Here is a 12,308-nt window from a genome sequence, read left to right on the forward strand (position 1 = left end):
ACGTGGCCCGCGCCGAGCGGGCGGCGGGCGGCGGGGCCGGGGCGGCGAAGGCGCGCGGCGCCGATGCCGTGCCGCTCTTCCCCCTCCAGCCGCCGCGCACCGGCCGGGACCTGCTGGCCGACCACGTCACGGCGCTGGTGTGCTGTGCCGCCGTGGACTCGGCGGGCGCGGTGCCGGGCCTGGACTGGCTCGACGGGCCGGTGCTGCTGGTCGACGGCGAGCGGCCCACCGATCTCGCCCCGTGCGTCCTGTCGCTGGTCGAGGACGGGGATCCGGGTCCGCTGCGCGACTGGCTGGCGGACATCGGAGTCCGGCCGGAGAAGCCGGTCCGCCTCGTCTGACCCGTTCCCTCCCGGCCGTCCCCGCCCGAATCCGCCCGTCCCTCCTGACCTTCTCCGTCCCGATCCCTTCCGTCCCGATCCCTTCCGTCCCGATCCCTTCCGTCCCGATCCCTTCCGTCCGACTCGTCCCCCAGCAGGCCACCCGGCCGCCGGGGGACGGTCGTAGGAGGGCCCGCGCACCCCGGCCGTCGGGGGCCCGTGCACCTCGGCCGCCGAAGCCCGAGCCCCCCGGCCGCCGGAGGCCCACGACGTACCCCCGCCCGCCGAAGCCTGAGCGCCCCCAACGCCCCCGGAAGGCGCCACCCCGCCCCCCGAAGGCCCCCACCCCCGGCCGTACATCCCTCGTACACCCGGACTCCGGTGTTCCACTCCCGTCAATTAGCGACGAACGGTGACGGAGTGCGTGCGTAATGTGATGTGCTGGGACCGGTAGCGGTTGTTCGCCGCACCACATCGAGGCACGGTCCGGACGTTTCGGGGGAGCGAGGGAGGGGAGCGGGATGGGTGCCGACCAGATCCGGCGGTGGGAATCGGGTGCGCTCGCGCATGCGGTGTCCGATCCCTTCGGCCAGGGACCCCTGCCGTGGTTCCGCGGCAGCGAGCTGTACTTCGACGACACCGGCCAGGTCGTCCCCTGGTACGTCGACATCCCCGCGCCCCGCGCCCGCCCGGCCGGCGGCCCGCGCACCGCCGACGACGTCCACCAGCAGATCAAGGGCTTCGCCTCCACCGGCGCGGTGGCCCCCGGCGAGGCCATCGACTTCCACGTGACCGTCGACCCGCCCCAGCAGTTCTCGGTCGACGTCTACCGCATCGGCCACTACGGCGGGGACGGCGCCAGCAAGATCCATTCCAGTCCCCGGCTGTCCGGCATCGTCCAGCCCGCCCCGCTGACGGCCGACCGCACCGTCTCCTGCCACCACTGGTGGCTCTCCTGGCGGCTCCAGGTCCCCACGTACTGGAATCCCGGCGCCTACGTCGCCGTCCTGACCACCGCTGACGGCTACCGCTCCCACATCCCCTTCACGGTCCGCGACGACCGCCCCGCCGATCTCCTGCTCCTGCTGCCGGACATCACCTGGCAGGCGTACAACCTCTTCCCGGAGGACGGCCGGACCGGCGCGAGCCTCTACCACGCCTGGGACGAGGACGGCCGGCTGCTGGGCGAGCAGGACGCGGCCGTCACGGTCTCCTTCGACCGCCCCTACGCAGGCGCGGGCCTGCCCCTGCACGTGGGCCACGCCTACGACTTCATCCGCTGGGCCGAGCGCTACGGCTACGACCTCGCCTACGCCGACACCCGCGACCTGCACGCCGGCCGCGTCGACCCCGCCCGCTACCGCGGCCTGGTCTTCCCCGGCCACGACGAGTACTGGTCGGTCCCCATGCGCCGCACCGCCGAGCGCGCCCGCGACCGCGGCACCTCGCTGGTCTTCCTCTCCGCCAACACCCTCTACTGGCAGGTGGAGCTGAGCCCGTCCCCCTCCGGGGTGCCCGACCGGCTGCTGACCTGCCGAAAACGCCGCGGGCCGGGCCGCCCCTCCCTCTGGCGCGAGGTCGACCGCCCCGAACAGCAGCTCCTGGGCATCCAGTACGCCGGCCGTGTCCCCGAACCCGCCCCGCTGGTCGTCCGCAACGCCACGCACTGGCTCTGGGAGTCCACCGGCGCCGCCGAGGGCGACGAGCTCGACGGACTCGTCGCGGGCGAGGCCGACCGCTACTTCCCCCGCACCCAGCTCCCCGCGCACCAGGACCGCATCCTGCTGGCGCACTCCCCGTACGAGGACGGCGACGGCCACCGTCGCCACCAGGAGACCTCGCTCTACCGGGCCCCCAGCGGAGCCCTCGTCTTCGCCTCCGGCACGTTCGCCTGGTCCCCGGCGCTCGACCGCCCCGGCCACGTCGACGAGCGCATCCAGCGGGCCACGGCCAACCTCCTCGACCGGATCTGCAAGCACGACTGAACCCGCGCACGAACCGCGGACGAACCCGCGGACGAACCCCCGGGCGAACCCGCGCACGAACCCCCGGACGACCCCGCACACGACCCCCCGGACGACCCCGCCGACGACCCCGCACCGGAAGCACCGCCCCCGGTGCGGGAGAATCGGAGTGCTTCAGACAGAACCACAAGGAGACCCCGTGTCCGGATTCGTCGAAAAGCCCGAGCCGGTTCAGGTTCCGGGACTCGTCCACCTCCACACCGGCAAGGTCCGCGACCTCTACCGCGACGAGGACGGCAATCTCGTCATGGTCGCCAGCGACCGCATGTCCGCCTACGACTGGGTGCTCCCCACGGAGATCCCGGACAAGGGCCGGGTGCTCACCCAGCTCTCCCTGTGGTGGTTCGACCAGCTCGCCGACCTCGTCCCCCACCACGTGATCTCCACCGACCTGCCGGCCGGCGCCCCCGCCGACTGGGCCGGGCGCACGCTGGTCTGCCGGTCCCTGGAGATGGTCCCGGTCGAGTGCGTCGCCCGCGGCTACCTGACCGGCTCCGGCCTCGCCGAGTACGAGCAGTCCCGTACGGTGTGCGGACTCGCCCTGCCCGAGGGCCTGGTGGACGGCTCCGAGCTGCCCGCCCCGATCTTCACCCCGGCCGCCAAGGCCGCCGTCGGCGAGCACGACGAGAACGTCTCCTACGAGGAGGTCGCCCGCCAGGTCGGCCCCGAGACCGCCGCCCTGCTGCGCCGCACCACCCTCGCCGTCTACGGCCGGGCCCGGGACATCGCGCGCGAGCGCGGCATCATCCTCGCGGACACCAAGTTCGAGTTCGGCTTCGCGGGCGAGGAGCTCGTCATCGCCGACGAGGTGCTCACCCCGGACTCCTCGCGCTTCTGGCCCGCCGACCAGTGGCAGCCGGGCCGCGCCCAGCCCTCGTACGACAAGCAGTTCGTCCGCGACTGGCTGACCTCGGCCGAGTCCGGCTGGGACCGCAAGAGCGAGCAGCCCCCGCCGGCCCTGCCGCAGCGGATCGTGGACGCGACCCGCGCCAAGTACGTCGAGGCGTACGAGCGGATCACCGGCCAGCCCTGGAGCTGAGCGGACACGAAGAAGGCCCCGGTCGTCCGACCGGGGCCTTCTCCATCTGAGCGGACGACGAGATTCGAACTCGCGACCCTCACCTTGGCAAGGTGATGCTCTACCAACTGAGCCACGTCCGCATGCGCCGTAGCGCGAGACCCACTATACCCAACCTCGCTCCCGTGCGAGACGCACTGCCGCGTGCCGGTTCTCGGCGCCCAGCTTCGAGGCGGCCGAGGAGAGGTAGTTCCGCACGGTCCCCTGCGACAGCGAGGCCCGCTCGGCGATCTCCGCGATCGGGGCTCCGTCGGCCGCGAGTTCCAGCACCTCGGCCTCCCGCGCGGTCAGCGGGGAGTCCCCGGCGCTGATCGCGTCGGCCGCCAACTCCGGGTCCACGTAGCGCCCTCCCGCGTGCACACTGCGGATGATCTCCGCCAGCTTCTGCGCCGACACGGTCTTCGGCGCGAAGGCCCGCACCCCCGCCGAGAGGGCCCGCTTGAGGTGCCCCGGCCGGCCGTGACTCGTCACGATCATGGTCTTGCAGTCCGGGAGTTCGGCCCGCAGCGCTGTGGCGACGCTCACACCGTCGGCGCCCGGCATCTGCATGTCCAGCACCGCCACGTCCGGCCGGTGCGCCCGGGCCATCGCGAGCGCCTCGGGTCCCGACGCCGCCTCGGCGACCACCAGGATGTCGTCCTCCAGCGCCAGCAGCGCGGCGACCGCGCCCCGGATCAGATGTTCGTCGTCGGCCAGCAGCACGCGCACGGGGCTCACGCCCGCACCTCCTGTTCCGGGACGCCGGGACTCTCCCGGCTCTCCACCTGCAGTTCCCGCGCCGGGATCTCGGCGCGCAGCCGGAACCGGCCGCCGGACACCCGCCCCGCCTCCAGGGTCCCGTCCAGCACCGCGAGCCGCTCCCGCAGTCCGGCCAGACCCGAGCCCGGCCGGCCCGGAGCCTCGGCGGGCACCCCGTCGTTCTCCACGACCAGCACCAACGAGCCGTCGTCGCCCGGGGCCAGCCGGATCAGGCAGGAGGTGGCCTCGCCGTGCCGCAGCACGTTCGTCGTGGCCTCCCGCACCACCCAGCCCAGCGCCGACTGCACCCCCGGCGGCAGTGCGCGCCGCTCCTGTCGCCGCACCCGGCAGTCGATCCCGGCGGCGCTCAGCACCCCGCGCGCACCCTCCAGCTCCACCGTGAGGTCGGCCTCCCGGTAGCCGCGTACGACGTCGCGCACCTCGCGCTGGGACTCCTGCGCGATCCGCTGGACCTCGATCATCTGCTCCACCGCCTCGGGACGGCCGCGCCGGGCCAGCTGCACGGCGAGCTCGCTCTTGAGCGCGATCACCGCCAGGTTGCGGCCCATGACGTCGTGCAGGTCGCGGCCGAACCGCAGCCGCTCCTCGGCCACCGCGAGCTGCGCCTGGAGCTCTCGCGAGCGGTCCAGCTCCCACACCGCGGTCAGCAGCCAGCGCGAGAACCCGCAGGTGAAGGCGAGGAAGCAGCCGCCCACCAGGACGGCCACGCCGAAGCCCACGGCCGCACCGACGCCCATGCCGAGGGCCAGGACCGCCACGGCCGTGGCGAGGCCGGCGGCCGGGGCGACGTACTTGATCTGCTTGACCTTCAGGCTGAGCACCACCGACCCGATGCCCCACGCGGACACTCCCGCCACCAGGCCGGGAGCGACGCCTTCGCCGAGCCTGCCGGCGGCCTCCAGCGCGAGGGCGGCCAGCATGATCGCGGCTGTCGTCCCGACGACCGCGGCGAGCATCCGCACCGGGCGCCTGCGCCGGTCCAGCACCCAGCTCAGCGCCAGCGAGGAGTGCACCCCGCACAGCACCGAGTGCGTGACGACCGCCAGGCAGAGCCCGATCTCCGTCGTGCCGGGCCGCTCTCCCATGCCGGCCAGGGGCGTCAGGGCGAACGACAGGATCTCGATCAGGACGAAGAGGTGGAACGACCACCGCGTGTACAACTCCACCTTGGCGGCCTGGCCGCGGTTCTTCCACCAACCGGTCAGCTTCGACACGGTCCCCCCGATCGTTCTCCTACCGGCGCCACGTCCCTCAGCGCCGCGGCTCCCAGCGGAACCACCGCTGGACAGCAAACACGGTGATCACCATCCAGGCCAAGGTGGTCAGGGCCGCGCCCATCAGGTCGTAGGCCTCGCCGGTGCCCGTCCAGCCGGCCCGGACCAGCTCCATGACCCCGCTCAGCGGCAGGAGTTCGCAGACCGAGGCCACCGCCTCGGGCATCATCTCGATCGGCACGAACATGCCCGAGCCGACGATGCTGGCCAGGAACAGCGGGAGCGTGGTCAGGCCGGCGCTCTCCACGTTGCGCGTGAACGAGCTGGTCGCCGCGGCCATCGCCGCCAGCAGTACGAAGCCCGCGAGGACGGCCGCGAGCAGCAGCACCGGGTTCTGCGGGGTGCGCACGTCCATGGTCGCGGCCCCGGCGGCCACCAGTACGGCGACCTGCGTCAGCGCGAGGACACCGGACGGCAGGGTGGAACCGGCCAGGATCTCCAGGTCGTTGGCCTCACCGGTGCGCAGCCGCTTGAGGACCAGCTCCTCGCGCCGGGCCACGTAGGCGGAGACGAGGTTCATGTAGACGACGAGGATCAGCACCATGCCGATCCCGCCGGTCAGCGTGGCCTCGCCGACCGCCGCCGCGCCGCCTTCGAGGTCGTACTGGGAGAGCGAGGCCTTCAGGCCGAACACCATGGCCAGGGGCATCAGCAGCGCCAGGCTCAACGCGGCGCGGTTGCGCACCAGGAGGGTCAGTTCGGAGCGGCCGAGGGCGAAGAGCCGACTCGGCTTGAGGGTCAGCGTGTTCATCGGGTGCCTGCCATCCTGTCGTCACGGCCACCGAGGGAGCCGGGAGAGCTGAGCGAGTCGGGAGAACCGAGCGAGTCAGGAGAACCGAGCGAGTCGGGGGAGCCGAGGGAGCCGGCGGAGCCGAGGCCGTCGTGGTCGCGGCGCTGCTGCGCGATCTCCAGGAACGCCTCCTCCAGCGAGGCGGACCGCGCGTCCAGCCCGGCCAGCTCGATCCCGTACTCGTCGGCCCAGCGCAGCAGTTCGGACAGGGAGCCCTGGAGGCGGTCGGTACGGATCTCCACCCGCTGCCCCTCGGCCGCGGCGCGCAGCGACAGCGGCAGCCGGGCCGGGTCCACCCCGGCGGGCAGGGTGAAGCGGATCCGTGCCGGTCGGGTGGCGGTGACCTCGGCCGGGGTGCCGGCCAGCACGATCTCCCCCTCGTGCAGGATGGCGAGGCGGTCCGCGAGCTGCTCCGCCTCCTCCAGGTAGTGCGTGGTCAGCAGCACCGTGGTGCCCTGGGCCTGGAGCCTGCGCACCAGCTCCCAGGTGTCCCGGCGGCCCTCGGGGTCCATGCCCGTGGTCGGCTCGTCGAGGAAGAGGACCTCCGGCCGCCCGAGCAGGGCCAGCGCCAGGTCCAGCCGCCGCCGCTCACCGCCGGACAGCTGCTTGACCCGTACGGACGCCCGCGCCGTCAGCCCGACGAGCGCCAGGACCTCGGCGGCCGGGCGGGCGCCGGTGGTGACCCCGCCCCACATGCGGACCGTCTCGGCGACCGACAGGTCCGAGGGGAAGCCGCCCTCCTGGAGCATCACCCCGGTACGCGGCCGCACCGCGGAGCGCTGCCGGTAGGGGTCGAGTCCGAACACCCGGACCTGCCCGCCGCTCGGGGCGGCCAGCCCCTCCAGCAGCTCGACGGTGGAGGTCTTGCCGGCGCCGTTCGTCCCGAGCAGGGCGAAGACCTCGCCCCGGGCCACGGAGAAGGAGATGCCGCGCACGGCCTCGAATCCCCCGGCGTAGCCGCGGCGGAGCCCCTCTGCTTCGATCACTGTCCGGTCGGTGTCAGTCATGACTCCAGACTCGGGCCGGATCCGTGGCCGCAGCAGTGCGCGCTGTCATGATCGCCGATGACAAATGTCATGGGCGCCCGGACAATGCAGAAGACCCCAGTCGCAACGACTGGGGTCTTCCTTCTGAGCGGACGACGAGATTCGAACTCGCGACCCTCACCTTGGCAAGGTGATGCTCTACCAACTGAGCCACGTCCGCATGCCTCCGACCGGCTCTCACCGGGCGGCGCGAGAACCACTCTACCTGATCCACCGGAGTGGTCGGTAAAGCCGTTCCAGAGCGGGTGACAGGAATCGCACACTGCGCCTTCCCCCTGGAAGGGGGATGTTCTGCTACTGAACTACACCCGCACGACTTCGGGGCTCTGACCTGCGTCCTTGCCCCTCGGCGTGATCCACACACTAGCGGATCACCGGGGGTGTTTGGCAAATCCGGGGTCAGGTCCGGGGGTGGGCCCGGTGGCGGGCCCGGGGCCGGGCGCGGCCGCGACCCCGCCGGGCCCCGCCGCCGGGTCGCGCCGGGCCGGGGTCAGTGGGCCTCGTTGTACGCGGCGTAGACCGCCTTGGGGATCCGGCCGCGCGGGGGCACGTCGAGCTGGTTGGAGCGCGCCCAGGCGCGCACGACGGCCGGGTCCGGCGCGAGGGAGGTGTGCTTGAACGCCTTGCCCGACCGGGCCTGCCGGCGCCCGGCGGCCACGTAAGGAGCGAGGCTCTTGCGCAGCTTCTTTGCGTTGGCTTGATTGAGGTCGATCTCGTACGACTTACCGTCCAGCCCGAACACGACCGTTTCCGCCGCTTCTCCGCCATCGATGTCGTCGGAGATCGTGACTACTACGCGCTGCGCCACGGATATCGGTCCCTTCGCGGGGCATCGCCGCCCGCTGACGTGCGGAGATGTCGCCTGTGTGGATGTTTCGGAGCAATGCATCATTCCCGCGCATTCTGCGGGGATTCCTTTGTACCGCGATTTACGCCGCATTGCGAAGCCCAGTTAATTGTCTCCGCGTGTCCCACCGCAATCCCGGACGCGTGGTTTTCCGGTGGATTTTGCGAAGCGTTGGTGAAGCCGAAACGGAGGCCCGGAGGGGGCCCTCCGATATCTACCCGCGTAGAAATTTGGGACGGGTACGCTGAAGGAACCGCCTGCACCAACACCACACCGGGAGTGCCAGTGGCACGCGTCGTAGTCGACGTCATGCTCAAGCCGGAGATCCTCGACCCCCAGGGCCAGGCGGTGCAGCGTGCACTGCCGCGCCTGGGCTTCGACGGGATCGCCGACGTACGCCAGGGGAAGCGCTTCGAGCTCGAGGTGGAGGGCCCGGTCGACCAGGCCGCCCTCGACCGCATCCACAAGATGGCCGAAACGTTCCTCGCCAACACCGTCATCGAGGACTTCGTCGTCAAGGTGGAGTCGTGACCACTCGCATCGGAGTCGTCACGTTCCCCGGAACCCTCGACGACCGCGACTCCCTGCGCGCCGTGCGCCTCGCCGGCGCCGAGCCGGTCTCGCTCTGGCACCGCGACAAGGACCTGCACCAGGTCGACGCGGTCGTCCTCGCGGGCGGCTTCTCCTACGGCGACTACCTGCGCGCGGGTGCCATCTCCCGCTTCTCGCCGGTCATGGAGTCGATCATCGACCAGGCGAAGGCCGGCATGCCGGTCCTCGGCATCTGCAACGGCTTCCAGGTCCTCACCGAGGCCCACCTGCTGCCGGGCGCGATGCTGCGCAACAACCACCTGCACTTCATCTGCCGCGACCAGAAGCTGCGGGTGGAGAACGCCGCCACCGCCTGGACCGGCGACTACGAGCAGGGCCAGGAGATCTCCGTCCCGCTCAAGAACATGGACGGCCGCTACGTCGCCGACGAGCGCACCCTGGACGACCTGGAGGCCGAGGGCCGCGTGGCCTTCCGGTACCTCGACATGAACCCCAACGGTTCGCTCCGCGACATCGCCGGCATCACCAACGCCGAGGGCAACGTCGTCGGCCTGATGCCGCACCCCGAGCACGCGGTCGAGCCGCTGGTCGGAACGGGCCGCACCGACGGCCTGCCGTTCTTCACCTCGGTCCTGAAGAAGCTGGTCAACGCATCATGACTCTGGACACCGTCAAGCACGCCACGGAGACCCCGGACGCGTCCCAGCCGTGGAAGGAGCTCGGCCTCAAGGAGGACGAGTACGCCCGGATCCGGGAGATCCTCGGCCGCCGCCCCACCGGCGCCGAGCTCGCCATGTACTCCGTCATGTGGTCCGAGCACTGCTCGTACAAGAGCAGCAAGATCCACCTGAAGCAGTTCGGTGAGAAGGCGCCCCGGAACGACGCCATGCTCGTCGGCATCGGCGAGAACGCCGGCGTCGTCGACGTCGGCCAGGGCTACGCCGTCACCTTCAAGGTCGAGTCGCACAACCACCCCTCGTACATCGAGCCCTACCAGGGCGCGGCCACCGGCGTCGGCGGCATCGTCCGCGACATCCTCGCCATGGGCGCCCGCCCGGTCGCGGTCGTCGACCCGCTGCGCTTCGGCGCGGCCGACCACCCCGACACCAAGCGCGTCCTGCCCGGCGTCGTGGCCGGCATCGGCGGCTACGGCAACTGCCTGGGCCTGCCCAACATCGGCGGCGAGGTCGTCTTCGACGCCTGCTACCAGGGCAACCCGCTGGTCAACGCCGGCTGCATCGGCGTGATGAAGCACGAGGACCTGCACCTGGCCAAGGCCTCCGGCCCCGGCAACAAGGTCATCCTCTACGGCGCCCGCACCGGCGGCGACGGCATCGGCGGCGTCTCGGTCCTCGCGTCCGAGACCTTCGACGCTGCATCTGACAGTGCCTCCGGCACGGGCAAGCCCAAGAAGCGCCCGGCGGTCCAGGTCGGCGACCCCTTCCAGGAGAAGCTCCTCATCGAGTGCACCCTGGAGGTCTTCAAGGAGAAGCTGGTCGCCGGCATCCAGGACCTCGGCGGCGCCGGCCTGTCCTGCGCCACCTCCGAGCTGGCCTCCGCCGGCTCCGGCGGCATGCGCGTCGAGCTCGACACCGTCCCGCTGCGCGACGCGACGCTCTCGCCCGAGGAGATCCTCATGAGCGAGTCGCAGGAACGCATGTGCGCGATCGTCGAGCCGCAGCACGTCGACCGCTTCATGGAGATCTGCGAGAAGTGGGACGTGATCGCCACCGTCATCGGTGAGGTCACCGACGGCGAGCGCCTGGAGATCTTCTGGCACGGCGAGCAGATCGTGGACGTGCCCCCGGGCACCGTCGCCCACGAGGGCCCGACGTACCACCGCCCGTACGAGCGCCCGTCCTGGCAGGACGCCCTCCAGGCCGACGACGCGGGCAAGCTGCCCCGCCCGCAGACGGCGGACGAGCTGCGCGCCCAGGTCCTGGCCCTGGTGTCCTCCCCGAACCAGGCCTCCAAGGCGTGGGTCACCGACCAGTACGACCGCTTCGTGCAGGGCAACACCGTCCTCGCGCAGCCCGAGGACGCCGGCATGGTCCGCATCGACGAGGAGACCAACCTCGGCGTGGCCATGGCGACCGACGGCAACGGCCGCTACGCCAAGCTCGACCCGTACACGGGCGCGCAGCTGGCGCTGGCGGAGGCGTACCGCAACGTCGCCGCGACCGGCGCCAAGCCGCTGGCCATCTCCGACTGCCTGAACTTCGGCTCGCCGGAGGACCCGGGCGTCATGTGGCAGTTCGCCGAGGCCTGCCGCGGTCTCGCGGACGGCTGCCTGGAGCTGGGCACCCCGGTGACCGGCGGCAACGTCTCCCTCTACAACCAGACGGGCGAGACCGCGATCCACCCGACCCCGGTCGTGGCGGTCCTCGGTGTCATCGACGACGTCAACCGCCGTACCCCGGTGGCCTTCGCCGACGCCGGCCAGCTGCTGTACCTGCTGGGCGACACGGCCGCGGAGTTCGGCGGCTCGGCCTGGTCCGAGGTCGTCCACGGCCACCTGGGCGGCCTGCCGCCGAAGGTGGACCTGGGCCGCGAGAAGCTGCTGGGCGAGATCCTGATCTCCGCCTCGCGCGACGGCATGATCGACGCCGCGCACGACCTGTCGGACGGCGGCGTGATCCAGGCGCTCACCGAGTCCTGCCTGCGCGGCGGCAACGGCGCGCGGATCGTGGTCCCGGAGGAGCTGGACGCCTTCACGTTCCTGTTCTCCGAGTCGGCGGGCCGGGCGATCGTGTCCGTCCCGCGCAGCGAGGAGCTCCGCTTCACCGACATGTGCAACGCCCGGGGCCTGCCCGCGACGCGCATCGGTGTCGTGGACGGCGACGCGATCGAGGTCCAGGGCGAGTTCGAGATCCCGCTGGCCGAGCTCCGCGAGGCCCACGAGGCGACGATCCCGGCCCTGCTGGCCTGAGTTCCCCGCCCGTCCGCGCCGATGCGGCGCTGATGCGGCTGCCGTGGGCCCGGCCCGGAACCACCCGGTTCCGGGCCGGGCCCACGGGCGTTCCCGACCGGTTCCCGGGGCCGCTCCCTGCGCTGCCGCCCGGCCCGCGCGGCCCGCGCCGCGAAGCGGCCGTTTCCGTTCCGTAGCACGCTCACCCCTGTCCCCGCCGGCGGCCGACCGGATACTGACGGCGTGAGTGCACACGTCAAGTACCTTCCCGACGCCGCGAAACCGCCCGGCGGCGTCGCCGCCTGGGACGTCGCCGACGCCGAACGCTGGCGCAAGGCGGCCGTCCCGGCGGTCTTCGCGCCGACCCCCGGTGCCTGGGCACTGCTCCCGCTGGTCCTGACGGCGATCGTGCTGCTGGTCGTGAGCGATCCGGCGGAGTCGGACACGGGCACCGACTGGCTGGGCTATCCGGCCGCGGTCCTGCTGACCGGCCTGCCGCTGTGGTACCGCCTGATCCCGGCCGCGACGGCCGTGGCCGCCCCGCTGCTCGCCCTGGACACGGCGTTCGCGCTCACAGCGCGGCCGGCCGGGGACACCGTGGGCCTGGCCGCCGGCCTGCTGATCCTCGCCTTGTGCGGGTACGCGGGCGGCGGGGCGTTGCTGCGGCTGCGGGCCCGCCGCCGGCAGCGCGACCTGGCGCTCGCCGCCGC

Annotated in this window: 10 protein-coding genes, 3 tRNA genes and 2 pseudogenes; 7 read left to right on the forward strand and 8 right to left on the reverse strand. The window is 72.3% G+C overall.

The window, feature by feature from the left end; genetic code table 11:
- The 3 genes and pseudogenes from GPJ59_RS25760 to GPJ59_RS25770 all read left to right on the forward strand — a co-directional run.
- A pseudogene (locus GPJ59_RS25760) lies at positions 1-341 on the forward strand (hypothetical protein); the annotation flags it as partial.
- Between the two features lie 500 nt (positions 342-841).
- Entirely contained in the window at positions 842-2,305 is a 1,464-nt protein-coding gene (locus GPJ59_RS25765) for a N,N-dimethylformamidase beta subunit family domain-containing protein (protein ID WP_219670085.1), read from the forward strand.
- 178 nt (positions 2,306-2,483) lie between these two features.
- Positions 2,484-3,383, forward strand: a complete 900-nt coding sequence (locus GPJ59_RS25770; protein ID WP_219670086.1) for a phosphoribosylaminoimidazolesuccinocarboxamide synthase — start codon at positions 2,484-2,486, stop codon at positions 3,381-3,383.
- Between the two features lie 49 nt (positions 3,384-3,432).
- Here the strand turns inward: GPJ59_RS25770 and GPJ59_RS25775 are convergent.
- From GPJ59_RS25775 to GPJ59_RS25810, 8 genes are all read right to left on the reverse strand, one after another.
- Positions 3,433-3,505, reverse strand: a tRNA-Gly gene (locus GPJ59_RS25775).
- A 22-nt stretch (positions 3,506-3,527) separates the two neighbouring features.
- Positions 3,528-4,139: a response regulator transcription factor gene (locus GPJ59_RS25780; RefSeq protein WP_219670087.1), complete on the reverse strand. Its 612-nt coding sequence runs from the start codon at positions 4,137-4,139 to the stop codon at positions 3,528-3,530.
- Positions 4,136-5,395 carry a sensor histidine kinase gene (locus GPJ59_RS25785; RefSeq protein WP_219670088.1) on the reverse strand — a complete coding sequence of 420 codons (1,260 nt, stop codon included), beginning with the start codon at positions 5,393-5,395 and terminating at the stop codon, positions 4,136-4,138. Before GPJ59_RS25785 ends, GPJ59_RS25780 begins: the two co-directional genes overlap by 4 nt.
- Before the next feature lie 37 nt (positions 5,396-5,432).
- Positions 5,433-6,206 (reverse strand): ABC transporter permease, encoded by a 774-nt coding sequence (locus tag GPJ59_RS25790; RefSeq protein ID WP_219670089.1) that lies wholly within the window; start codon positions 6,204-6,206, stop codon positions 5,433-5,435.
- Positions 6,203-7,252, reverse strand: coding sequence for an ABC transporter ATP-binding protein (locus GPJ59_RS25795; protein WP_219670090.1), 1,050 nt, complete (start codon positions 7,250-7,252; stop codon positions 6,203-6,205). The genes GPJ59_RS25790 and GPJ59_RS25795 overlap by 4 nt, the downstream gene beginning before the upstream one ends.
- A 126-nt stretch (positions 7,253-7,378) precedes the next feature.
- Positions 7,379-7,451, reverse strand: a tRNA-Gly gene (locus tag GPJ59_RS25800).
- An 80-nt stretch (positions 7,452-7,531) separates the two neighbouring features.
- Positions 7,532-7,603: transfer RNA gene (locus tag GPJ59_RS25805), tRNA-Gly, on the reverse strand.
- Positions 7,604-7,781: 178 nt separating this feature from the next.
- A complete protein-coding gene (locus tag GPJ59_RS25810) occupies positions 7,782-8,099 on the reverse strand; it encodes a histone-like nucleoid-structuring protein Lsr2 (protein WP_219670091.1) in 318 nt (105 codons plus the stop codon).
- 324 nt (positions 8,100-8,423) lie between these two features.
- Here GPJ59_RS25810 and purS point away from each other — a divergent pair, with 324 nt between their 5' ends.
- The 4 genes and pseudogenes from purS to GPJ59_RS25830 form a co-directional block, all read left to right on the forward strand.
- A complete protein-coding gene (gene purS / locus GPJ59_RS25815) occupies positions 8,424-8,669 on the forward strand; it encodes a phosphoribosylformylglycinamidine synthase subunit PurS (protein ID WP_125642391.1) in 246 nt (81 codons plus the stop codon).
- Positions 8,666-9,349: a phosphoribosylformylglycinamidine synthase subunit PurQ gene (gene purQ, locus GPJ59_RS25820; RefSeq protein WP_219670092.1), complete on the forward strand. Its 684-nt coding sequence runs from the start codon at positions 8,666-8,668 to the stop codon at positions 9,347-9,349. The genes purS and purQ overlap by 4 nt, the downstream gene beginning before the upstream one ends.
- The gene (gene purL / locus GPJ59_RS25825; protein ID WP_219670093.1) at positions 9,346-11,619 is read left to right on the forward strand and encodes a phosphoribosylformylglycinamidine synthase subunit PurL; all 2,274 of its coding nucleotides are present in this window, start codon (positions 9,346-9,348) and stop codon (positions 11,617-11,619) included. The genes purQ and purL overlap by 4 nt, the downstream gene beginning before the upstream one ends.
- 222 nt (positions 11,620-11,841) lie before the next feature.
- A pseudogene (locus GPJ59_RS25830) lies at positions 11,842-12,308 on the forward strand (hypothetical protein); the annotation flags it as partial.

This window comes from Streptomyces bambusae (assembly GCF_019400985.1).
Classification (GTDB): domain Bacteria; phylum Actinomycetota; class Actinomycetes; order Streptomycetales; family Streptomycetaceae; genus Streptomyces; species Streptomyces bambusae_A.

What these genes read in the sequence shown, in the direction of transcription:
- GPJ59_RS25765 (WP_219670085.1), top strand. Translation starts at nt 842, where the DNA reads ATGGGTGCCGACCAGATCCGGCGGTGGGAATCGGGTGCGCTCGCGCAT.
- GPJ59_RS25790 (WP_219670089.1), bottom strand. Translation starts at nt 6,206, where the DNA reads ATGAACACGCTGACCCTCAAGCCGAGTCGGCTCTTCGCCCTCGGCCGC.
- GPJ59_RS25795 (WP_219670090.1), bottom strand. Translation starts at nt 7,252, where the DNA reads ATGACTGACACCGACCGGACAGTGATCGAAGCAGAGGGGCTCCGCCGC.
- purL (WP_219670093.1), top strand. Translation starts at nt 9,346, where the DNA reads ATGACTCTGGACACCGTCAAGCACGCCACGGAGACCCCGGACGCGTCC.